23 protein-coding genes are annotated in these 21761 nt (G+C 67.5%); 14 read left to right on the top strand and 9 right to left on the bottom strand.

Going from position 1 to position 21761, the window contains the following annotated elements:
* The first annotated feature begins 84 nt into the window (after positions 1–84).
* The 7 genes from N7573_RS18195 to rnfB all read left to right on the top strand — a co-directional run bounded on the left by N7573_RS18195 (position 85) and on the right by rnfB (position 7442).
* Entirely contained in the window at positions 85–2025 is a 1941-nt protein-coding gene (locus N7573_RS18195; RefSeq protein ID WP_277779250.1) for a DUF885 family protein, read from the top strand.
* 16 nt (positions 2026–2041) lie between these two features.
* A complete protein-coding gene (locus N7573_RS18190) occupies positions 2042–3112 on the top strand; it encodes a serine hydrolase (protein ID WP_279913232.1) in 1071 nt (356 codons plus the stop codon).
* Positions 3109–3513: a VOC family protein gene (locus N7573_RS18185; protein ID WP_279913233.1), complete on the top strand. Its 405-nt coding sequence runs from the start codon at positions 3109–3111 to the stop codon at positions 3511–3513. The genes N7573_RS18190 and N7573_RS18185 overlap by 4 nt, the downstream gene beginning before the upstream one ends.
* 196 nt (positions 3514–3709) lie before the next feature.
* Positions 3710–4153 (top strand): DUF2147 domain-containing protein, encoded by a 444-nt coding sequence (locus N7573_RS18180; RefSeq protein WP_032130402.1) that lies wholly within the window; start codon positions 3710–3712, stop codon positions 4151–4153.
* 101 nt (positions 4154–4254) lie between these two features.
* Positions 4255–6336: a methionine--tRNA ligase gene (gene metG / locus N7573_RS18175; protein ID WP_279913782.1), complete on the top strand. Its 2082-nt coding sequence runs from the start codon at positions 4255–4257 to the stop codon at positions 6334–6336.
* Between the two features lie 76 nt (positions 6337–6412).
* Positions 6413–7003: an HAD family hydrolase gene (locus tag N7573_RS18170; RefSeq protein ID WP_049463206.1), complete on the top strand. Its 591-nt coding sequence runs from the start codon at positions 6413–6415 to the stop codon at positions 7001–7003.
* Positions 7004–7028: 25 nt separating this feature from the next.
* Entirely contained in the window at positions 7029–7442 is a 414-nt protein-coding gene (rnfB, locus tag N7573_RS18165) for an Rnf electron transport complex subunit RnfB (RefSeq protein ID WP_080291848.1), read from the top strand.
* 151 nt (positions 7443–7593) lie between these two features.
* On the opposite strand, the gene N7573_RS18160 is transcribed toward rnfB, so the two are convergent.
* Positions 7594–7941: a RidA family protein gene (locus tag N7573_RS18160; protein WP_005410556.1), complete on the bottom strand. Its 348-nt coding sequence runs from the start codon at positions 7939–7941 to the stop codon at positions 7594–7596.
* Positions 7942–8133: 192 nt separating this feature from the next.
* On the opposite strand from N7573_RS18160, the gene mprF reads away from it, so the two are divergent.
* Positions 8134–10698 (top strand): bifunctional lysylphosphatidylglycerol flippase/synthetase MprF, encoded by a 2565-nt coding sequence (gene mprF, locus N7573_RS18155; protein WP_279913781.1) that lies wholly within the window; start codon positions 8134–8136, stop codon positions 10696–10698.
* Positions 10699–11506: 808 nt separating this feature from the next.
* Here mprF and N7573_RS18150 read toward each other — a convergent pair.
* From N7573_RS18150 to N7573_RS18135, 4 genes are all read right to left on the bottom strand, one after another.
* Positions 11507–12853 carry an AcvB/VirJ family lysyl-phosphatidylglycerol hydrolase gene (locus tag N7573_RS18150; protein WP_275943022.1) on the bottom strand — a complete coding sequence of 449 codons (1347 nt, stop codon included), beginning with the start codon at positions 12851–12853 and terminating at the stop codon, positions 11507–11509.
* Between the two features lie 78 nt (positions 12854–12931).
* Positions 12932–13549, bottom strand: a complete 618-nt coding sequence (locus tag N7573_RS18145) for a DUF998 domain-containing protein (protein WP_032130397.1) — start codon at positions 13547–13549, stop codon at positions 12932–12934.
* Positions 13546–13719 (bottom strand): oxidoreductase-like domain-containing protein, encoded by a 174-nt coding sequence (locus N7573_RS18140; RefSeq protein ID WP_049398321.1) that lies wholly within the window; start codon positions 13717–13719, stop codon positions 13546–13548. The genes N7573_RS18145 and N7573_RS18140 overlap by 4 nt, the downstream gene beginning before the upstream one ends.
* 50 nt (positions 13720–13769) lie before the next feature.
* Positions 13770–14372 (bottom strand): hypothetical protein, encoded by a 603-nt coding sequence (locus tag N7573_RS18135; RefSeq protein ID WP_032130395.1) that lies wholly within the window; start codon positions 14370–14372, stop codon positions 13770–13772.
* A gap of 228 nt (positions 14373–14600) precedes the next feature.
* Here N7573_RS18135 and N7573_RS18130 point away from each other — a divergent pair, with 228 nt between their 5' ends.
* Entirely contained in the window at positions 14601–15755 is a 1155-nt protein-coding gene (locus N7573_RS18130) for a tetratricopeptide repeat protein (RefSeq protein ID WP_032129363.1), read from the top strand.
* 6 nt (positions 15756–15761) lie between these two features.
* Here N7573_RS18130 and N7573_RS18125 read toward each other — a convergent pair whose 3' ends face one another.
* Entirely contained in the window at positions 15762–16097 is a 336-nt protein-coding gene (locus N7573_RS18125) for a zinc ribbon domain-containing protein YjdM (protein ID WP_010482882.1), read from the bottom strand.
* Between the two features lie 191 nt (positions 16098–16288).
* Between N7573_RS18125 and N7573_RS18120 the strand changes: the two genes are divergently transcribed.
* The 3 genes from N7573_RS18120 to N7573_RS18110 all read left to right on the top strand — a co-directional run bounded on the left by N7573_RS18120 (position 16289) and on the right by N7573_RS18110 (position 18367).
* On the top strand, positions 16289–17650 hold the full coding sequence (locus N7573_RS18120; RefSeq protein WP_032129362.1) for an Hsp70 family protein: 1362 nt from the start codon (positions 16289–16291) through the stop codon (positions 17648–17650).
* 229 nt (positions 17651–17879) lie between these two features.
* Positions 17880–18173 carry a YkgJ family cysteine cluster protein gene (locus N7573_RS18115; RefSeq protein WP_053462562.1) on the top strand — a complete coding sequence of 98 codons (294 nt, stop codon included), beginning with the start codon at positions 17880–17882 and terminating at the stop codon, positions 18171–18173.
* Positions 18174–18184: 11 nt separating this feature from the next.
* Complete coding sequence (locus tag N7573_RS18110; RefSeq protein WP_005410566.1) at positions 18185–18367, top strand: hypothetical protein; 183 nt, start codon at positions 18185–18187, stop codon at positions 18365–18367.
* Between the two features lie 49 nt (positions 18368–18416).
* Here N7573_RS18110 and N7573_RS18105 read toward each other — a convergent pair whose 3' ends face one another.
* The 3 genes from N7573_RS18105 to N7573_RS18095 are packed head-to-tail and all read right to left on the bottom strand — an operon-like array spanning position 18417 to position 20419.
* The gene (locus N7573_RS18105; protein WP_279913535.1) at positions 18417–19298 is read right to left on the bottom strand and encodes a DUF4097 family beta strand repeat-containing protein; all 882 of its coding nucleotides are present in this window, start codon (positions 19296–19298) and stop codon (positions 18417–18419) included.
* Positions 19299–19310: 12 nt separating this feature from the next.
* The gene (locus tag N7573_RS18100) at positions 19311–19844 is read right to left on the bottom strand and encodes a hypothetical protein (protein ID WP_279913536.1); all 534 of its coding nucleotides are present in this window, start codon (positions 19842–19844) and stop codon (positions 19311–19313) included.
* Positions 19841–20419, bottom strand: a complete 579-nt coding sequence (locus N7573_RS18095) for an RNA polymerase sigma factor (protein WP_032129359.1) — start codon at positions 20417–20419, stop codon at positions 19841–19843. The genes N7573_RS18100 and N7573_RS18095 overlap by 4 nt, the downstream gene beginning before the upstream one ends.
* 126 nt (positions 20420–20545) lie before the next feature.
* Here N7573_RS18095 and N7573_RS18090 point away from each other — a divergent pair, with 126 nt between their 5' ends.
* Positions 20546–20725 (top strand): hypothetical protein, encoded by a 180-nt coding sequence (locus N7573_RS18090; protein WP_049398314.1) that lies wholly within the window; start codon positions 20546–20548, stop codon positions 20723–20725.
* Between the two features lie 35 nt (positions 20726–20760).
* Positions 20761–21354 carry a mechanosensitive ion channel family protein gene (locus tag N7573_RS18085; RefSeq protein WP_080291803.1) on the top strand — a complete coding sequence of 198 codons (594 nt, stop codon included), beginning with the start codon at positions 20761–20763 and terminating at the stop codon, positions 21352–21354.
* The last annotated feature ends 407 nt before the right edge of the window (positions 21355–21761 follow it).

The raw sequence follows: 21761 nt of genomic DNA, 5'->3' as shown, positions 1-21761 counted from the left end.
GCAAAAAGCTGACTGCGCCTTCACGCTGGCCGTACGCGGCCGGATCGTGCAAGCTCCACGGTCTGTGTTCCACGGAAGCTCCTGATGCCGCATCCCACCCGCGCCCTGGCCGCCGCCATCGCCGCGTTGTTCCTGTTCAGCGCCGTGCCGTCGGCCGAAGCAGCGAAAAAGAAGGCCAGCCGCCCTGCCGCCGCGCAGACCCGCCAGGCCGCCAAGCCCAAGGCCCGGCCTGCCCGCGCTACCGCGCCGGCCCGTGGCAGTTCGGCGCGCCGCGCCACGCCGCGTCCGGTCGCACCGGCCCGCGCCGTACCCAAGCAGGTGCAGCTGGAGCGCCTGTATGACGAATACTGGGATGCCTCGATGCGGTTGAATCCGCTGCAGGCAACCTTCCAGGGCGAGGCCCGCTACAACGACCAGCTGCCCAACATCCTGTCCGCCGCATGGCGCCAGCAATCGCACGACTTCACCACCGAGTGGCTGGGCAAGGTCGAGAAACTCGGCAGCGACGGCCTGCAGGGCCAGGACCTGCTCAGCTACGAGATCTTCGTGCGCGACGCGCGCGCTTCGCTGGCCGCCGAGCGCTACCCGAGCTGGATGATGCCGATCAGCCAGTACTACAACGTCGGCAGCATCATGGCGATCCTCGGTGCAGGTGCCGGCGCGCAGCCGTTCAACACAGTGCAGGACTACGACACCTGGTCGCGCCGTTCGCTCGGCATTCCCGAGCTGTTCGACCAGGCCATCGACAACATGCGCCAGGGCATGAAGGCCGGCGTGGTGCAGCCACGCGACCTGATGGAAAAAGTGCTGCCGCAGCTGGATGCAGTGATCAAGCCGACCGCCGAAGAGAGCATCTTCTGGTCACCGATCCGCACCATGCCGAACACCATCGCGGCCGAGGACAAGGCCCGCATCAGCGCCGAATACAAGCGCATGATCGAACTGCGCATCATGCCGGCCTATCGCGCCCTGCGCGGTTTCATCGCCACCGAATACCTGCCCGCCTCGCGCACCAGCAGCGGCCTGGGCTCACTGCCCGATGGCCAGGCCTGGTACGCCAACCTGATCGTGCAGACCACGGCCAGCGACCAGACCGCCGCGCAGCTGCACGCGCTGGGCGAACAGCGCGTGCAGGAACTGCAGGCGCAGATCGCCACGGTGATGAAGGACGCCAAGCTGCGCGGCACGCCGGCCAAGCTGCTGCGCAGCATGCGTAACGACCGCCAGTTCCAGTACGGCGACGCCAATGCGTTGATCAACCGCTATCGCCAGGTGCAGCAGCAGGTCAACGCACGCCTGCCGCAGGTGCTCGATACCCTGCCCAAGTCCGCGCTGGACGTGCGCGCGGTGGAACCGGAGCGTGCACTGACCGCCGCAGCAGCGGCCTACCAGCCGTCTGCGGCCGGGCAACCGGGCGTGCTGTACGTGAACACCCGCGACCTGGCCAGCCGCAAGCGCTGGAACGTGCCGGTGCAGTACCTGCATGAAGCGATCCCCGGCCACCACGTGCAACTGGGCCTGCAGCAGGAGCTGGCCAAGCTGCCGCGATTCCGCCGCCTGGGTGGCGATCTCGCCTTCGTCGAAGGCTGGGGCCTGTATGCCGAAACACTGGGTGAGAACCTGGGCATCTATACCGATCCCTACGACCGCATCGGCTACCTGTATTCGCGCCTGCTGCGCGCTGCCCGCGTGGTGGCCGACACCGGCGTGAACGCCCAGGGCTGGAGCAAGCAGCAGGCCGTGGCCTACCTGCAGAAGACCGTGGACATGAGCAGTGACGACGCCAACGCCGAAGTCGAGCGGATCATGGCCCAGCCCGGGCAGGCGCTGTCCAACGTGGCCGGCCTGACCACCATTGTCGCCCTGCGCGACAAGGCCAAGGCACGCCAGGGTGCCGCCTTCGACCTGCGCCGCTTCCACGCTGAACTGCTGAAGGATGGCTCGATGCCGCTGGACGTGCTGGACCGCAAGATGGAGCGCTGGATGGCGCAGCCGGCCAGCGCCACACCCGCGCCTTCACCCTGACCCCTCCGGAGCCGCCATGCGCCCTGCCGTCGTCCTGTTCGCCGCCGTGCTGGGCCTGCTGCCGCTGGCCACCTCCGCCGCACCGGTGCTGACCCCACCGGATGCGGGCATCGACGGCCTGATGCAGGCCTACGACGGCCAGGTGCCCGGCGCCGCTGTGCTGGTGCTGCATGACGGGCAACCGGTGTTCCGCCGCGGCTACGGCCTGGCGGTGCTGGAGGACGGCACCACGATCACCGCAGCCAGCAACTTCCGGCTGGCCTCGGTCAGCAAGCAGTTCACCGCTGCGGCGGTACTGCTGCTGGTGGAGGATGGCCTGCTTGGGCTCGACCAGCCGGCCCGGCAGTGGCTGCCCGAGTTGCCGCCGGCTGCAGCGGCCATCACGATCCGCCAGCTGCTCTCGCACACCGGTGGCCTGCTCGACTACGAAGACCTGATGGACCCGGCTGACCCTCGGCAGGTGCATGACGCCGACGTGCTGACCCTGCTGTCGCACGAGGACCGCCTGAATTTCGCACCCGGCACGCAGTATCGCTACAGCAACAGCGGCTATGCACTGCTGGCAATGATCGTCGGCCGCGCCTCCGGCCAGGATTTCGCGAGCTTTCTGCAGCAGCGCATCTTCCGCCCGCTGGGCATGGCCCACACCGTGGCCCACCAGGACGGTGTCGATACGGTGCCAGCACGTGCCTATGGCTACAGCTGGATCGACGGTCGCTGGCAACGTACCGACCAGAGCACCACCAGCGCCGTGCTCGGCGATGGCGGCATCTATTCCTCGCTGGACGACCTGGCCCGCTGGGATGCGGCGCTGTATGACGACCGCCTGCTGTCGAAAGCCTCGCGCCGCGCGATGTTCAGCCCGGCCACCGCAACACCCGAACCGGACGTGCCGCACTACGGCTTCGGCTGGCGCCTGAATGGCCCGGTGCAATGGCACAGCGGCGAGAGCATCGGCTTCCGCAACGTGATCGTGCGCCACCCGGAGAAGCACCTGACCGTGATCGTGCTGACCAACCGCAACGACCCCGAACCCTATCCGCTGGCGCTGAAGATCGCCCAGCGCTGGCTGGACACCCTGCAATGACCCGCGATGCCGAAGCCCTGCTGGGCATCCACCACGCCGCACTGATCTGCAGCGACTACGCACGCTCGAAGGACTTCTACGTGCGCATCCTCGGCCTGCGCGTGCTGGCTGAGAACCACCGCAGCGCGCGCGATTCCTGGAAGCTGGACCTGGCCCTGCCCGACGGCGGCCAGCTGGAACTGTTCTCCTTCCCCTCGCCGCCGCCCCGTCCCAGCCGCCCGGAAGCCCAGGGCCTGCGCCACCTCGCGTTCCGCGTCGCCCGGCTGGAACCCTTCATCCAGCGTCTGGCTGCGCATGGCGTGGTGTGCGAACCGATCCGCGTGGACGAATACACCGGCCGCCGCTTCACCTTCTTCGCCGACCCCGACGACCTGCCGCTGGAGCTGTACGAAGTCGGTTGAGCGTTCTTCAATCGAGATTCATCCACGCATGGCGTGGATCTACCGTGTCGACCAAGGTCGACACCTACCAACAGCCGCAGAAATCTGTCAGAGGCGGGGCGCAGCCCTGCAAAGCCCCCCTTCCCCATACCCCGCCGAATGGGTATACAGTCGACCCATGCCGGCAGCGTGCCGGAATGAACCCTGGGAGGGGACCATGCGCAACACCTTCAAGACCCTGCTGCTGGCACTGCCGCTGTGCCTGGCCGCCCTGTCGGCACAGGCCGCCGACGGCGCCGCCGGCCGCTGGAAGACCATCGACGACAAAACCGGCAAGGTGAAGTCGATCGTCGAGATCAGCCAGGCCGCCAACGGCACGCTGACCGGCAAGGTGGTCGACATCCTGCACTCGGACAAGGGCCCGAACCCGGTCTGCGACGGCTGTGAAGGCGCCAACAAGAACAAGCCGGTGAAGGGCATGACCATTCTCTGGAACCTGAAGGCCGACGGCGCCAACAAGTGGTCCGGCGGCACCATCCTCGACCCGGCCAACGGCAAGACCTACAAGTCGAAGATGGAACTGCAGCCCGGCGGCACCAAGCTGGACGTGTCCGGCTGCATTGCCTTCATCTGCCGCGCGCAGACCTGGCAGCGCGAATAAGCCCCCAGGCCCCGCTTCATCCCCGTGACCCGGCTTCGGCCGGGTCACGTCGTTGCGGGCATGCGATACTCTGCGGTTCCCCTCAGCTTCACCCCGCGACCATGACCCGTACCGCGCTCGTCACCACCGCCCTGCCCTACGCCAACGGCCCGCTGCATCTGGGCCACCTGGTCGGCTACATCCAGGCCGACATCTGGGTGCGTGCGCGGCGAATGAGTGGCGGCAAGGCCTGGTTCGTCTGCGCCGACGACACCCACGGCACGCCGATCATGCTGGCCGCGGAAAAGGCCGGGGTCACCCCGGAAACCTTCATCGCCAACATCCAGGCCAGTCACGAACGTGACTTCGCCGCCTTCGGCGTGGCCTTCGATCACTACGACTCGACCAATTCGGCGGCCAACAAGGCGCTGACCGAGCAGTTCTACCTGAAGCTGGAAGCGGCCGGCCACATCAGCCGCCGCTCGGTGGCGCAGTTCTACGACCCGGCCAAGGGCATGTTCCTGCCCGACCGCTACGTCAAGGGCATCTGCCCGAACTGCGGCAGCCCCGACCAGTACGGCGACAACTGCGAAGTCTGCGGCGCCACCTATGCGCCGACCGACCTGAAGGAGCCGCGTTCGGTCATCTCCGGTGCCACGCCGGAAATGCGCGATTCGGAGCACTTCTTCTTCGAGGTGGGCCACTTCGATGCATTCCTGCGCGAATGGCTGGCCGGCGATGTCGCCCTGCCGGGCGTGAAGGCCAAGCTGGGTGAGTGGCTCAATGCCGAAGGTGGCCTGCGCGCGTGGGACATCTCGCGCGACGCACCGTACTTCGGTTTCCAGATTCCGGGCCAGCCGGGCAAGTACTTCTACGTCTGGCTGGATGCGCCGATCGGCTACCTGTCCAGCTTCCAGACCCTGTGCGGCAAGCTCGGCGAAGACTTCGAAGCGCATCTGCGCGCCGGCACCGCCACCGAGCTGCACCACTTCATCGGCAAGGACATCGTCAACTTCCACGGCCTGTTCTGGCCGGCGGTGCTGCATGGCACCGGCCACCGCGCGCCAACCCGCCTGCACGTCAACGGCTACCTGACCGTAGACGGCGCCAAGATGAGCAAATCGCGCGGCACCTTCGTGATGGCGCGTACCTTCCTCGACGCCGGCCTGGAGCCGGAAGCGCTGCGCTACTACTACGCCGCCAAGTCCGGCGGTGGCGTCGACGATCTCGACCTGAACCTGGGTGACTTCATCGCCCGCGTCAACGCCGACCTGGTCGGCAAGTTCGTCAACCTGGCCAGCCGCTGCGCCGGCTTCATCAGCAAGCGTTTCGACGGCCAGCTGGCCGCACAGCTGCCCGATGCGGCGCAGTACCAGCGCTTCGTCGACGGCCTGGCGCCGATCCGTGAAGCCTACGAGCGCAACGATCCGGCCGCGGCGATCCGCCTGACCATGACCCTGGCCGATGAAGCCAACCGCTACATCGACGACGTCAAGCCGTGGGTGATCGCCAAGCAGGAAGGCGCCGACGCGCAGCTGCAGGCGGTGTGCAGCCAGGGCCTGAACCTTTTCCGCGTGCTGGTCACCGCACTGAAGCCGGTGCTGCCGGCCACCGCCGCACAGGCCGAAGCCTTCCTGGCCGCACCGGTGAACGACTGGACCGAACTGGCGCAGCCGCTGCTGAGCCATCGCATCACCGATTACACCCCGCTGTTCACCCGTATCGACCCGAAGAAGATTGACGCCATGATCGACGCCTCCAAGGACACCCTGCAGCCGGCCGCCGCTGCCGCCCCCGCCGCCAAGACCGACGCCGCCAAGCCGGCCGCACCGGCACCGGCCAAGGACGAAGCCAAGGGTGCCGATGCTCCGGCCTACATCGGCATCGACGATTTCGCCAAGCTCGACCTGCGCATCGGCAAGGTGCTGGTCTGCGAGTTCGTGGATGGTTCTGACAAGCTGCTGCGCTTCGAACTGGACGCCGGCGAGCTGGGCAAGCGCCAGATCTTCTCCGGCATCCGCGCCAGCTACGGCGAGCCGGAGAAGCTGGTCGGCCGCAGTGTGGTGTTCATCGCCAACCTGGCCCCGCGCAAGATGCGCTTCGGCCTGAGCGAAGGCATGATCCTGTCGGCCGGTTTCGACGGCGGCGCGCTGGCGCTGCTGGACGCCGACAGCGGCGCGCAGCCGGGCATGCCGGTCCGCTGATGCCCGCAGCGGGCGTGGTTGCGGCCACGCCCGCCGGCAGCATCGGCCTCGGGGCAACGCGATGGGAGGCAACGGAATGGAACTGGCGCTGTTCGACTTCGACCACACCGTGACCACCTGCGATACCTATGGCCGTTTCCTGCGCCGCGTGGCCACGGCCGAACAGCTGGCACAGGCGTGGTGGAAGGTCGGCCCGTGGCTGGCCGCATACAAGCTGAAACTGATCTCGGCCGAGCGCATCCGCGCGCGCGTCACCCGTTTGACCTTCAGCGACCGCCACAGCGATGACATCGCCACGCTGGCCGCCGGCTTCTCGCGTGAGTTCCTGCCCGACGTGGTGCGCCCGGAAATGCTGGAGCAGATCCGCTGGCACAAGGAACAGCAGCACACCGTGGTGATCGTGTCCGGCTCGCTGGACCTGTATCTGCGGCCGTGGTGCGAACAGCTGGGCCTGCAGTTGATCTGCAACCGGCTGGAGAGCCAGGACGGCCGTCTCACAGGTCGCTATGCCGGTGGCGACTGTGGCCCGCGCAAGGTCGAGCACATCCGCCGCCAGTTCGATCTGTCACGCTACGTGCGCATCCATGCCTACGGTGACAGTTCCGAGGACAAGCCGATGCTGGCGCTGGCCCACGAGCGCTGGTTCCGTGGCAAACCCTTGAAGTAACCCCAACGCGCAGCCTTCGCCACGCATGAGCCTGATTCCTCCCCTGACCGAACGCCTCGACCGCCTGCTGCCGCAGACCCAATGCGGGCAATGCGGCTACGACGGCTGCCGCCCGTACGCGCAGGCCATGGCGCGCGGCGAGGCAGGCGTGGACCGCTGCCCGCCGGGCGGCGACGCTGGCGCGCGCGCACTGGCGCAGGTACTGGACGTACCCGCCATTCCGTTTGATCGTTCGCGCGGCGAGCACAAGGCGCCGCAGGTGGCATTGATCGTGGAAGCCGACTGCATCGGCTGCACCAAGTGCATCCAGGCCTGCCCGGTGGATGCCATCGTCGGTGGCGCCAAGTACATGCACACGGTCATTGCCGATCTGTGCACCGGTTGCGAGCTGTGCATTCCACCGTGCCCGGTGGACTGCATCGAGCTGGTGCCAACGTAGCCACCAGACCAACCGGCAGTGGAGCGGCGGGGTAGAGTCGACTGTTGGTCGACTGCTCTTCGTTCCGGCGGCGCAAAACCCCGCGCTGCGCGCGATAGTCGACTAACCGTCGACTCTACCCTCCGCTGGTGGGACCTGACCTTGCCTGCCGCTACGGTACCGCCGCCGTCACTACGATCTCGACCTTCCAGTCAGCGTGGGCCAGCTTGGCCTCGACCGTGGCACGCGCCGGGGTCGCACCCTCGACCACCCACTCATCCCACGCCTTGTTCATGCCGTCGAAGTCGGCCATGTCGGCCAGGAACACCTCGGCGCGCAGCACGTGCTGGCGGTCACTGGCGACCAACGCCAGCAGCTTGTCGATTTCTGCCAGCACCTGCCGGGTCTGGCCGGTGATGTCCTGGCTGGTGTCTTCCGGAATCTGGCCGGAGAGATAGGCGACCTTGTTGTATACGGTCATTTCGGACATGCGCGGTCCGACGTCGTAACGCTCCATCATGGGCGTGGCTCCTGCGGTTGATCAGGCCTGCATTGTCCTCCAAACCGGTCGACGGTGGGTGCACGGGCATCCTCCGCGACACGTCACTACCGGACTCCGACGGTCCCACTGGTCAAATGACGATGACAGGCGCACGATGCGCCACGCCCGCGTTGACACCGCCCTCGCCCCTCCTGCCGCACCCTTGCGCCGATGACCGCCCCCGTCGATTCCACCACTGCCTCTTCCACGCCAACCTGGAAGCGGGTTGCCACCATCGTCATCCCCCTGCTGATCCTCGCCCTGGCCCTGCACGGCCTGGCCAACGAGTTCGACGAGCACGGCTATCGCGCCATCCGCCAGGCGTTCCGGCAGCTCAGCGGCACGCAGATCGCGCTCACCGTGGTACTCGGCCTGGCCAGTTACGCCTGCCTGATCGGTTTCGATGCCATCGGCCTGCGTCGCAGCGGCATCCGCGTGCACCCCGCGCGCGTCGGCATCACCGCCTTCCTTGCGCACACGCTGGGCCAGACCGTGGGTTTTGCCGCGTTGACCGGCGGCGCGGTGCGCCTGCGTGGCTACCGCAGCGCCGGCCTGGACCTGGCGCAGATCGGCCAGGTGGTGCTGATGAGCACGCTCGGCTTCGTGTTCGGTGCATGGCTGCTGATCAGTGTGGCGCTGTGCATGGAACCGGCTGCCGCAGCCTTGGCGCTGCCGCTGGATCCCAATGCGGTACGTATCGTCGGCATCGTCGCGTTGCTCGCCTACCTCGCCACGGTGCTGCTGGTCGGCCGCGATGGACGGCAGTTCAGCGTATTCGGTCATGCGTTGTGGCTGCCCGACCGCCGCACCATGATCGGTGTCACCGTGCTCAGCGTGATCGAACTGGTGCTGGCCAGTGCCGCGTTCTACGTGCTGCTGCCGGACTCCACGCCCACCGGTCTGCCAGGCTTCGTCGGGCTCTACCTGGTGGCAGTGCTGGCCGGCCTGGTCTCCACCGTGCCCGCGGGCCTGGGTGTGTTCGAGTGGAGCCTGCTGAAGCTGTTGCCGCAGGTGGCACCGGCAGCGGTGCTGGCGGCGGCGCTGATCTATCGCGTCACCTACTACGTGCTGCCGCTGGTGCTGGCCACCCTGCTCGCCCTTGCGCCTGCCCTGCGGCAGCCGCTGCAGGCCAGCGCCGGCGCAACGCGTGCCGGCTGGAACGCGCTGCGCCCGTGGCTGCCGCAGATCATCGCGCTGGCGGTGTTCAGCATCGGCGCCGCGCTGGTCATCGACGGCACGCTGCCGACGCCGCGCCGTCACCTGGTCAATGCCTCGCTGCCGATCCTGGAAACCTCGCACCTGATCGGCAGCCTCAGCGGGGTCGCGCTGCTGCTGATCGGCCAGGGCCTGGCCCGGCGCAGCCATGCGGCGTGGATGCTGGCGATGGTGGTGTGCGTGGTCACCCCGTTGCCGTTGTGGCTGCGTGGTGGCCAATGGCTGATCGCAGTTTCCGCAGTGCTGGTTGCGATGGCACTGTGGGCCGCACGCCGCGAGTTCTACCGCCAGGGTGCCCTGCTGGACGAAGCCTGGTCGTGGCCGTGGCTGCGCAATCTCGGCCTGGTGCTGGTTGCGGTCACCTGGCTGCTGTTCTTCACCTACAGTCATGTCGAATACCAGAACGAGCTGTGGTGGCAGTTCGCGGTGTCGGGCAATGCACCGCGCGCACTGCGTGCGTTGCTGGTGGTCGCCATCGCGCTGGTGATGTTCGGCCTGGCGCGGCTGCTGCACAGCACGCGCAGCCCACTGCGCCCCGCCGACGAGGCCACGTTGCAGTCGCTGGCGCCGGTACTGGTCGGTGCCACCGATACCCAGGCCTGCCTGGTACTGACCGCCGACAAGGCGGTGTTGCGCGATGACGCGAAACAGGGCTTCGTGATGATGCAGCGCTACGGCGGTTCGCTGATCGCGATGGGCGATCCAGTCGGCCCGCCTGACGTGGCGCGCGCGTTGATCTGGCGCTTCCGCGAGGAAGCCGACCGGCTGGGCCTGCGCCCGGTGTTCTACCAGGTGGGCGAGACCTACTGGCAGACCTACCTCGACCTGGGCCTGGGCCTGGTCAAGCTGGGCGAGGAAGCGATGGTGCCGCTGCATGACTTCGGCCTGGAAGGCCGCGAACGCGCCGATCTGCGCCAAGCCTGGAACCGGGGCAAGCGCGGTGGCCTGACCTTCCGCGTGGCACCGGTGGAGGAAATTCCCAGCCTGCTGCCGCGCCTGCACGCAATTTCCAATGCATGGCTGGAAGACAAGGCCGGCGATGAGAAGGGCTTCTCGCTGGGCAGCTACGACCCGGATTACCTGGTGCGCTTCCCGGTGGCGCTGGTCGAGGCCGAGGGCCAGATCGTGGCGTTCGCCAACCTGTGGCAGGCACCGGCCGGCGCCGAGCTGTCGGTCGACCTGATGCGCCACGTCAACGAAGCACCGAAGGGCACGATGGACTTCCTCTTCATCGAACTGTTCCTGTGGGGCCGCGCGCAGGGCTATGCGCGTTTCTCGCTGGGCATGGCACCGTTGTCCGGGCTGGCACAGCATCGGCTGGCCGGTCGCTGGAACCGACTGGCCGGTCTGCTGGCGCGGCACGGCGAACGCTTCTACGGGTTCAGTGGCCTGCGCCGCTTCAAATCGAAGTTCGATCCGCAGTGGCGGCCGCGCTATCTCGCCGCGCCCGGCGGCATGCATCTGCCGGCCGCGCTGCTGGATGCCACGCGCCTGATCTCGCTGGATCCGCGGCGGAATTGAAGCCGCGATCCGCCGGGCATGATCCGGCGCTACCTGCCACCCGGTAGGTGTCGACCTTGGTCGACACGCTCATTCCACGGCACCTTCAGCCCCAGCGCCGACCAAGGTCGGCGTCTACCAACAGCTGTCGAGCGTGGCTCGACGCTACATGCGCCCGGTAGGTGTCGACCTTGGTCGACACGCTCATTCCACGGCACCTTCAGCCCCGACGCCGACCAAGGTCGGCGTCTACCAACAGCCGTCGAGTGTGGCTCGACGCTACATGCGCCTGGTAGGTGTCGACCTTGGTCGACACGCTCATTCCACGGCACCTTCAGCCCTGGCGCCGACCAAGGTCGGCGTCTACCAACAGTCGTCGAGCGTGGCTCGACGCTACATGCGCCTGGTAGGTGTCGACCCTGGTCGACACGCTCATCCCGCAGCGCCTTCAGCCCCAGCGCCGACCAAGGTCGGCGTCTACCAACAGCTGTCGAGCGTGGCTCGACGCTACATGCGCCTGGTAGGTGTCGACCTTGGTCGACACGCTCAGCCCGCGGCGCCTTCAGCCCCAGCGCCGACCAAGGTCGGCGTCTACCAACAGCCGTCGAGCGTGGCTCGACGCTACATGCGCCTGGTAGGTGTCGACCTTGGTCGACACGCTCATCCCGCGGTGCCTTCAGCCCCGGCGCCGACCAAGGTCGGCGTCTACCAACAGCCGTCGAGCGTAGCTCGACGCTACATGCGCCTGGTAGGTGTCGACCTTGGTCGACACGCTCATCCCGCGGCGCCTTCAGCCCCAGCGCCGACCAAGGTCGGCGTCTACCAAACGCTACACCCCGCCCTTCAGGATCACTTCGGCGAGGCGGTCGTAATCGCCACCGAAATGGTGATCGCCCGGCAGCTTCACCTTCCTCACGCCGTCATTGGCCGGCAGATCCGGGCACAGCGCGTCCTCATCCTTGTCGCCGTACACGCACAGCGTTTTTTCCGCCGGCAGCCTGGCCACTTCCGGTGCAATCGGCAGGCCGTCACCGCCACCGCCCAGCCAGTTGCTGACATGGAATTCGAAGTCGGCCTTCCTGCCCACCGACAGCAGCACGATGCGCTCCAGCGCCTCACGGGTGCCGACGTCGAGCTGGTTGATGGTGGCCGGCAGCACGTCGGCGCCCTGCGAGAAACCGATCAACATCACCTTGTCGCGGTGCCATTGCTGGCGGTAGTGGTCGATGATCTTCTGCAGGTCGCCCGCAAAGCCCTTCGGTGTGCGCTCGCTCCAGAAGTAGCGCAGCGAATCGATGCCGACGACCGCCACGCCATGCTCGTTGAGTGACGACGCCACGTTCTTGTCCAGGCCAGCCCAGCCACCGTCACCGGAGACGAACACCGCCAGCGTATCGCCGCTGCCGGTCGCCGGCATTTCCACCACGGGCAGGCCCTTCAGTGCAGCAGGCGGCGGTGCCAGGCTCACGCCGGCCTGCGCGCCGATCACCCGTGCCGCAGCCACCAGGCCCGGTGACGCATCACCGCGCGCGGTGCGCTTGAACTCGCGTGCCATCGCGACCTGCTGCACGAACGCGCTGGCCTGGCCGACCTTGCAGCCGCGGTCACCGGCCGCGCTCAACCACGGAAAATTCAGTTCGGCCGGCTGCAGCCTGTCGTGCTTCACACCATCGCCGCAGACCATGCGCTGGTGGTTGTGGTCCGGGCAGAAGCCGGTGGTCAGTACACCGGCGAACACCTGGGTATCGGCCTGCGCTGCCAGCGAATAGGCCATCTCGGCACCTTCGCCATCACCGCCGACCAGCGGCAGGTGGTAGCCGGGCAGATGCAGCGAGGCCTGCAGCCAACGTGAGAAATTCTCGACGTCACCGGAACCGAACGAACAGGTCGGGTCCCCCTCGCGCTTGAGCACACCGCGCAGGTGCGCAATGTCCACTGCCGCGACCAGCGCGCCATCGGCACGCAGGGCCTCGATCGGCAGGCGGCTGGTGTCACCACCGGCCGTGGGTTCGTGGAACCAGATCACCACCCGTTGCGGCGTGCCGGATGGCATGTGCACCGGAATCTGCTCGAACCGCCCATGGCTGAACTGCTGCGGGGTCACGGCCGCCGTTGCCGGCAGCGCGGCCAGCGCCAGTACCACCCCCATTGCCCTGCCCAGCCCTGCACGCTTCATATCGCATCCCCGATGGAATGCGCACACGATACGCCGCCGCCGCGTGCACGGCACGTACCGGCGCAGGCCGTTGGGGATTCAGTGGGCCGCGGCCCGACGGCTGCGACGGTACAGCGCCATCGCCAGATACAGCAGCCAGCCAACGATCACCGCGATCACCACTTTCTGTCCCAGCCCACGCGGTGGTCCACCACGCCACAGCACATGCAGCCACAGCAGCACAAAGGCCAGCCATGCCCAGCCCCAGAGCAGGCCCGCAGCGGACTGCCAACCCGGTTCGCGGCGCAGATACCAGGCCTGCAGCAGCATGCCGACGCTGGCACACAGGAACGCCGTGTTGGCTGCCAGCCCATGGATGAACGGTGCCAGCAGCGGTGTTGCTTCAGGCAGCCAGCTGTCGCCGATGGCGACCGTCGCCAGGCCCAGCGCGGAAACCGTGAACAGCAATGGTGCGGCCGCACTGCGCCGCGGGCCGATGCTGCCGCGATACAGCGCAATGCCAAGCGCCGCAATGGCCAACGCCAGCAGGCAGTAGGCAGCGCGCAATGCCAGCCCCCACGGCCCGTGCAGGTACAGGCTCAAGGTCGCCCGCACCCAGTCCAGATCACTGCGCGCGACCTGGGTCCACAGCGCGGTGGCCACGAACAGCACCAGTGCCACCAGCGCCAGCACCGCCGCCGGGCGTGCACGGCTCATGGTGCGGCCTCTGGATGCCGCGTCTTCCACTCGGCCAGCGCCTTGCGGTAGCGCTGCAGCTCATCGGAATACAGGTCCAGCACACACAGTGGGCAACCACTGCCGCAGCATTCGTTGGGGCCGGGTTCTTCCGGTGGCAGCGGGCGGGGATCGGGATCAGGGACGGACACGGTCGGAAACGGCAATCATTGGAAACAGGTCACCAGTGTACCGGGCCGGCTCAAACGCCCAGCTGACGTCGCAGGTTGTCACGGGCGGCCGCGTCCAGGCGCTGGTGGAAGAACTCGCTGAGGAAGATCCGCGGAGCGCGCAGCAGGCCCTGCAGGAAGCGGCGACGGCCGGCACGGTACAGGAAGCCCGGCACCACCCCTTTGTATTCTTCGGCCACGCCACGGTCATAGGCAGCGAACACCGGTTCCGGCGCGGCCAGGATCGCCATGTCGCAGTCCAGGAACAGCGCCGCCTCGGCATCCACATCCTCCGGACCAAGCGCGCCGTGGCGGGCGGTCAGCAGGATCAATTGCTCCACGCGAGCGGCGTCGACAGTGGCAAGCTCTGGCGCCTGTGTGATCGCCTGCAGAGCCAGCTGCGCCGAACGCGCCTCGTTGTCCTTGCGCCCCGCCTGGTAGATCGCATCGTGATAGAGCACGGCCAGATAGATCTCGGCCGGCTGCTTCCAGCCGGGGCCGTCGGCGACCTCCTGGCAGTGCTGCAGCACCGCGCGCACATGGCCGAAGTGGTGGTAGGCCCGTGGCGGCGTTGCATAGCTGTCCTGCAGCGCCTGCCACTGCGCCGGGGCAAGCGTCAGCGGTGAGAAGTCCATGACCGGATCATCCCGCCTGTGCCGGCGCCGGGCAAGCTGGCGGTTTTTTCACCACGCACTCACAACGCTTGCCGGGCGGGGCCCGGAGCCAGTTGTCCACAGCTTTGTCGAGCGCTGGTCCACACCGGTTGTGGATGAACGCGACGCCGACCAACGGTCGCTGCAGCCGGACATCCATGGGCATACACTCGCCACAGGCGGGAGCGCCCGCCGCTGCCGGGAACCGTCATGTACCGTTCTGCCGCCCATTGCCTCACTCTTTCGCTGCTGGCCTTCTGTGCTCCTGCCTTCGGCGCAGGCCAGGCACCGCCCGCCGATGTGGTGACGACCCCGACCATCACCGTGTCGGCCGCACGTGTGCCGACCCCGGAAGAAGTGTTCGCCATTCCCGCGGACCTGCGCGCGATGCTCCAGAAGCAGGTGATCCAGCGCAGCTACTCCCGCGACCAGCGGCTGCAGGCGCTCGTGGAGATGATCTTCGACCAGCACGGGCTGGACCTGCAGTACGACGCCAATGCGACCTACACCGTCAGCGATATCTGGCAGCACCGCCGCGCCAACTGCCTGGCCTTCACCCTGCTGTTCGTGACGCTTGCGCGGGAGGCTGGCATCCAGGCCCGCGTGCAGGAAGTCGGGCAGGTGGTGTCCTGGTACCAGGACCAGGATGCGGGCGTGGTCTACAGCGTCGGCCACGTCAACGCCGGTGTCGACGTCGGTGGGCGCTTCGGTACCGTCGATCTGGACCGCAATGTGCTCTATGACCGCCGCGGGCCGGTTCCCGTCAGCCGTGCGCGGGCGTTGGCGCATTTCTACAACAACCGGGGTGCGGAGCGCCTCGCCGACGGTGATTTCGTCGGCGCGCGTGCATTCTTCGACGCGTCCCTGGCTCAGGACAGCGGGTTCGCTCCGGTGTGGAACAACCTCGGCGTGCTCGACCACCGCGAAGGCAACAACGAGGCGGCGCGGCAGGCGCTGGACCGATCGCTGCAGCTGGAAGGCCGCCAGGATGCCGCACTGACCAATGCCTCCGCGCTGTTCCGCAGCCTGGGCTTGACCGCGCAGGCGCAGTCACTTGAGCGCCGGTTGAAGTCGGTGCAGCGCGAAGATCCGTTCGCACAGTACATGTTCGGCGCCAAGGCCGAACGTGCCGGCCAGCTGGACCAGGCGATCCGCTATTACCGGCAGGCCGTTCGCCTGTATGACACCGCGCATCAGTTCCACTTCGGGCTGGCACGCGTCTATTTCCTGGCTGGCCAGCTCAAGCGCGCCGATCGCGAACTGCTGCGTGCGCAGGAACTGGGGGGCGCGCCGGAGCAGGCGCGCTACCAGGCCAAGCTGGACAGCCTGGCCCGCTGGCGCGCGCAGCAGCAGGCCAAGCGCTGAAGGCGATCAGGCCTTCTTGAGGAAGCAGGTCTTCAGGACCAGGCCCTTGATCTTGTCCGAGTTGCCTTCGATGTGCTCGGCGTCATCCTCGACCAGGCGGATGTTGCGGATCACGGTGCCCTGCTTGAGCGGGATCGAGGAGCCTTTGACCTTCAGGTCCTTGATCACGGTGACGGTGTCGCCGGCCTGCAGGGTGTTGCCGTTGCTGTCACGCACGACCAGGGTGGAACCGGCGCTTTCCTCGGCGGTCCATTCGAAACCGCAGTCGGCGCAGATCCACAGCGCACCATCGGCGTAGGTGTTTTCCAGGGTGCACTGCGGGCAGGCAGGGGCAGAAGACATCAGCAAGTACCTCAAAGTGAATCAACAGCCGCCATTGTAACCGCCTGGCTCCCTGCCCTTTTCCGGCCAGCGCCCGGCGGCTCGCATGACCCGATCAGGAACCCCCACCCAGAACAGAAGGCCGCAGGAACTTGCAGTCGGCGACGAACTGCAGCAGAGTGCGCGGCCCCTGATCGCCCCCGGAACTCCCCATGCGCCTCGGCATCGACTTCGGTACCAGCAACTCCGCCGCCGCCATCGTGCATGAGGGGAAACTGCTGCCGATCCGCTTCGGCGACGCCGAGCAGTTCCGCACCAGCGTGTACTTCCCTGGCGTGGTGCCCGACCCGGATGACTTCCAGCTCGACGCCGGCCAGGAACACGAGCTGCAGCAGATGATCGACAGCGCCGCGCGCGCGGCCCGCGCCGCCGGCCAGGAACGCACGCCGCAGGCGCTGCGCCGCGAAGCCCTGCGCGCACTGCGCCGGGAATGGATGGAAGCCCGCGCCGGCAAGGAGCGCAGCGCCAGCGACCTGCTGCAGAACGCGGTCTACGGCGACGACGCGCTGGAAGCCTATTTCGAGGAACACGAAGGCAACCTGGTGCAGAGCCCGAAGTCGATGCTGGGCTACAACCTGCACCCGCGCGCGAAGCAGACCATCACCGGCATCGCCGCGCACATCCTCGAGCACATCCGCCTGACCGCCAGCGCCCAGCTTGGCCAGCCGCTGCGTGCCGCCCTGCTCGGCCGCCCGGTGCAGTTCCGCAGCTCGATCGGCGCGGCCGGCAACGATCAGGCACTGGACATCCTGCGCGAAGCCGCCACCCAGGCCGGTTTCGACCAGATCGATTTCCTCGAGGAACCGGCCGCGGCGGCCATGCATTACCACGCCGAAAGCCGCGAGCGGCACCAGGCGGTGATCGTTGACATCGGCGGCGGTACCACCGATATCGCCCACGCCGAGGTTGGTGGCGATGCTGCGCCGCGCATCCACCGCGCCTGGGGTATCGCCCGTGGCGGTACCGACATCGATCTGGCGCTGAGCCTGTCCAGCTACATGCCGCTGTTCGGCCGCGGCATCACCCGCGTGCCCGCCCACCACTACGTGGAAGCCGCCACCGTGCAGGACATGACGCGCCAGCGCGACTTCCGCCAGCACAAATACGACCATGTCGACGAACCGTGGGGCGCGCGCCTGCAGGCCCTGCAGGACACCGGCAACACCGCCCGCCTGTACCGCGATGTCGAACGCGCCAAGATTGCCCTCAGCGCCGCCAGCGAACACCGCAGCACGCTGGACTACATCGCCCGCGACCTGCATGCCGACAGCAGCGCCGACGGCCTGGCCGCCGCCGCCCATGGCTACCTGGAGCAGATCCGCGAGCTGCTGGCCCAGGTCCGCAGCGACATCGGCGGCGACCCGGACGCGGTGTTTCTGACCGGTGGCATGTCCCGTGCCGGCTACCTGCGCCAGGCCGTGGCCGAGGCCTTCCCGGGGGCCCGCATGGTCCACGGCGAGCCCTCGCTGGGCGTGGTCCAGGGCCTTGCGCTGGCGGCAGCCAGCCAGGATTAACAAAACGTTACGCGGTCTAAGTTACCCTTGGTCGGATAGAACCACGCTGCACCTTCCGCCGGCCACGCCGGTGTGTGTCCACAGTGCAGCCTGGCCCGCCCCGCGGGCCTAGCGGCCATGCCTTCCTGGCTCGTTCATGGTCCGCGCAGCACCTGAGCCGCCATCGAGACCCGCTTTGGGCACCCGCCAGGCCCCTGTGGCCTTACAACCTGACGCAGCACCTGCACCCATCGACTGCCGCCGTTGTGACGCGGTCTGTTGCCGGCTGCCCGTGCTGCTGCAGCCCGGCGACCACGTGCCCGGCCAGTTCCTGTCACGCGACACCCACGGCCGTGCCGTGATGGCGCGCAACGAGGAAGGCTGGTGCGCGGCGATCGATCCCTATCACCTGCGCTGCACGATCTATTCGCAGCGCCCGGCGATCTGCCGCCAGTTTTCGATGGGCGGCGATGACTGCCGCCGCGAGCGGCAGGACTACCTGCGCCAGGCCGATGCCTGGGCGCTTTCCTCCCCTTCCACCTGACAGGAGCAACCATGCCCCGCAAGGCAAAGACCCCCGCGAAGGCCAGCAACAGCATCCGCAGCGAACGCAAGGGCGCGGCCGCCAGCACAGTGGTCAGCAGCGATTCGATCGCTTCGGACCTGGCAGCGTTCCGCAAGGCCGGTGGCAAGATCGAAGTCCTCGGCACCACCTGGGCGCTGAAGAAAGCCAGCTGACCCAGTACCGACCGCGGCGGCGCTGCCGCCGCGGCCTGCCGGATCGCGTTCAGCGGTCCAGGCGCACCCGCACACTGCCCGAATGCGACTCGATGCGGATGTCACCGTCACCGCCGCCCAGTCGTGTGTCCAGTCGGCTGCCCGGCCCATAACGCGGCCGCTCCACCTGCCCGGCGTCACTGTTGATCGAACCACTGAAGCTGTTCACCGACAGCTGTGCCGACACAGTGCGCGGCAGGCGCAGGTTGACCGATGCACTCACCGACTCGACATTGATGCGGCCACCCGGTGCCAGTCCGGTCGCCGCCAGGTCAATGCCACCGGATACCGTCTCCACCGCCAGCCGCTGGATGCGTCCAGCGTCGACATCGACCCGGCCCGATACAGTCTGCGCACCGATATCACCTGACACGCCGCCGCCCGCCTCGATGCGGCCACTGACCGTGTTCACGTCCAGCTGGGGCGTCTGCAGACGCGCAGTGACATCGCCGCTGACCGTGTTGAGCTTGCTGTCACCACTGCGGCCGGAGGCGACGAGATTGCCGCTGACCGAGTCGGCCTGCAGGCGGCGCACATCGATGCCGCCGATGTCCTGGTTGGCACTGATGGTGCTCAACCGCAGTTCGACCGCACGAGGCACGTTCAGTACCAGCGTGGCGCCGCCATTGTTGTTGCGGTTCGGATACTCGATCTCCCAGCGCACGCGGTTGGCACTCTTCTCCTGCCGCAGCTGCAGGCCATCGCTGAGAGTGCCGGTCAGCTGTACATCATTGCGATCCCAGCCGCGCACGGTCACCTTGCCAGCCACGTTGCTCAGCTCGATACGGCCGCCGGAGGCCACATTGTGGCGCTCATTGATCTGGGTATCGGCCAGCGCCACGGCCGGCACCAGCAACAGGGCCACGCAGCAGAAAATCAAGGGTCGGATCATGGGGGTTCTCCTTCAGGTCGTCAGGCCAGCAGCGGCGGCTTGTGCCGCCTGCCGGGTCAGTTCCAGCCGCAGCGAATAGGTCCGCTTCAGCTGGCCAAGCAGGTGTGGGGCGCGCGGATCCTGCGCCATCGCTGCACGGATCTGAGCCGCACTCTCATCAAGTTCGAGCAATGCCGGCTGCCACTCCGCCGCACGCCCATCGGGCAACGAGGCTACGGCCTGCCGGTACTGCTCGGTCATTGCCGCCGCCTGCAACTGCAGCGGAGACAACGGCGGTGCATCCGGTGGTGCATGCCGCCACGGTGCCACCGCGTACAGCGCAAGACTGGCGGCCAGTGCAGCCCCCACCGGCATCCACCAGCGGCGCCGCGAGCGGATCGGCAGGGCCACCACGTTGTCGCCCGGCGCAGGTGCCGCCTGCGGTTCACGCGGCGGCAGCTGCGCCGACAGGCGTGCCCAGCCATCGGTGGGTACGCCGCGTTCGGTCGGCAGCGCGCGCAGCCGGGCCAGCAGATCGTGGTCGGAATCGTGGTCGTGTGTACTCATGTCATGTCTCCCAGCCGTGCGCGCAACAGGCCGCGCGCACGATGCAACTGTGCCTTGGAACTGCCGACGGCCATCTGCAGCTGTTCGGCGATTTCCTGGTGTTTCCAGCCTTCGATGTCGTGCAGTACCAGTACCGCACGTGCCCGTGGCGGCAGTGTCGACAGTGCCCGTTCGAGGTCGCGTTCGGTGCCGGCGCAACGATCGTGCACTGCCAGCTCCTGCAACCCTCCGTCCACTTCGTCGAGGCTGTCGTGATCCTGCCCGCCTGCACGTCCGCGCAGCTCCATCAGTGCCGCGTTGACGCCCAGCCGGTGCAGCCAGGTCGACAGGCTGCTCTCGAAACGGAAGCCCGGCAGCGCCTTCCACGCCTGCAGGAACGCTTCCTGCAGCGCGTCCTCGGCGCGTGCCTGCTGGCCGCCACACAGCCGCCACAGCACAGCGAATACACGGGGCGCGTGGCGCCGGTACAGCAGTTCATAGGCAGCGGTATCACCGGCGGCCGCCGCGCGCACCAGGGCGGGTTCATCGACGGCGTCGTTGGCGGCAGGCGGCGCGGGCATGGTGGTGTCGAGCATATCGCTTGGATGCGGCGACCCGGGAAAAGGTTTAGAGCCGATCGATGATCGATGGCATGCAACCTTTTGGGTGGCTGCTGCATCCATGAAAGGTCCTTCGCGAAATTGCCGTCCAGGAGTCCTGCCATGTCCAGCCCATCCTGCGCCGCCCTGCTGGTGATCACCGCCTGTGTCCTGCTGCAGGCGCTGGGCCTGTCACTGCAGCTGCGTCCCGACAATGGCCGCGCCTGCCTGCAGCAGCACCGCCAGGAGCTGGTGTGCGTGGCCTGGAACCCGGCGGTCGAATCCCCCGCACGCGCCGGGTAACATCAGGGGCCGTTCCCGCCGCCTGTTTTCGCCCCATGATGTTGTCGCTGAAGGATCACCTGCCCGCCTGGACCCACCCGTGGTTGAACTACGCCGGCGTCGCCCTGCAGATCGTACTGGTGCTGCTGGTCGCATGGCTCCTGCGCGTGCTCGCCCGTCGCCTGATCCGCCGCTTTGCCGAGCACTACACGCTGCCGCCGGAAATGGTGATGGGCGCGCGCCGGATCACCAGTTTCGTGGTCTATTTCAGTGCCCTGCTGTACATCCTCAGCCTGCTCGGCGCGAAGCCGTCGGTGCTGTGGACCGCGTTCACCGGCTTTGCAGCCGTGGGCGCGGTGGCCTTCTTCGCGGCGTGGAGCGTGCTGTCCAACATCTTCTGCACGCTACTGATCTTCACCACCCGCCCGTTCCGCCTGCACGACTACATCGAGGTGCTGGAAAACGGCGAGAAGCCGGGCCTGAAGGGCCGGGTGATCGACGTGAACCTGATCTACACCACGCTGCAGGAAACCGGCGACGGCCACGAGGGCACGGTGCTGCAGCTGCCGAACAACCTGTTCTTCCAGCGCACGGTGCGCCGCTGGCGCGACCCGGCGCAGGCCCCCGGCGGCATCCAGGGCGACGGCTGAGGGTGGTTTTCGGCAGGGCTGCGCCCTGCACCCGCTACGAGCTGGGGCAACGGCACCGGCCGAATCAACAGCGAAAGCTGGCTTCCTGCGGGATGGCGGAGTGGGTCCGGTGGTGGGAGACGCCGTAAACCCATCCATGGGGGCTTGGCCGCGGCATCCATGCCGCGGACACTCCCGCCATCGGACCCACCCCGCCCTCGACAGTTTCCCGCGATCTGCCGGAACGGCACGGGGTCGGATCCCGTTGCTACGCAACGGGCTCTGACCCCAATTTGACTATCGATATCTGACAGATTTCATCCACGCATGGCGTGGATTTACCAGATCGCGGAAATCTGTCAGAGGTGGGGCGGTGTCGGATTGCGGGGTGTCAGCCGCATGGATGCGGCTGCCAAGCCTTATCTGAT

Origin of the sequence: Stenotrophomonas sp. GD04054 (assembly GCF_029836955.1) — a bacterium.
Lineage (GTDB): Bacteria > Pseudomonadota > Gammaproteobacteria > Xanthomonadales > Xanthomonadaceae > Stenotrophomonas > Stenotrophomonas maltophilia_A.
The sequence above is the reverse complement of the archived record's forward strand: the minus strand, read 5'-3'. Positions and strand labels throughout refer to the sequence as shown.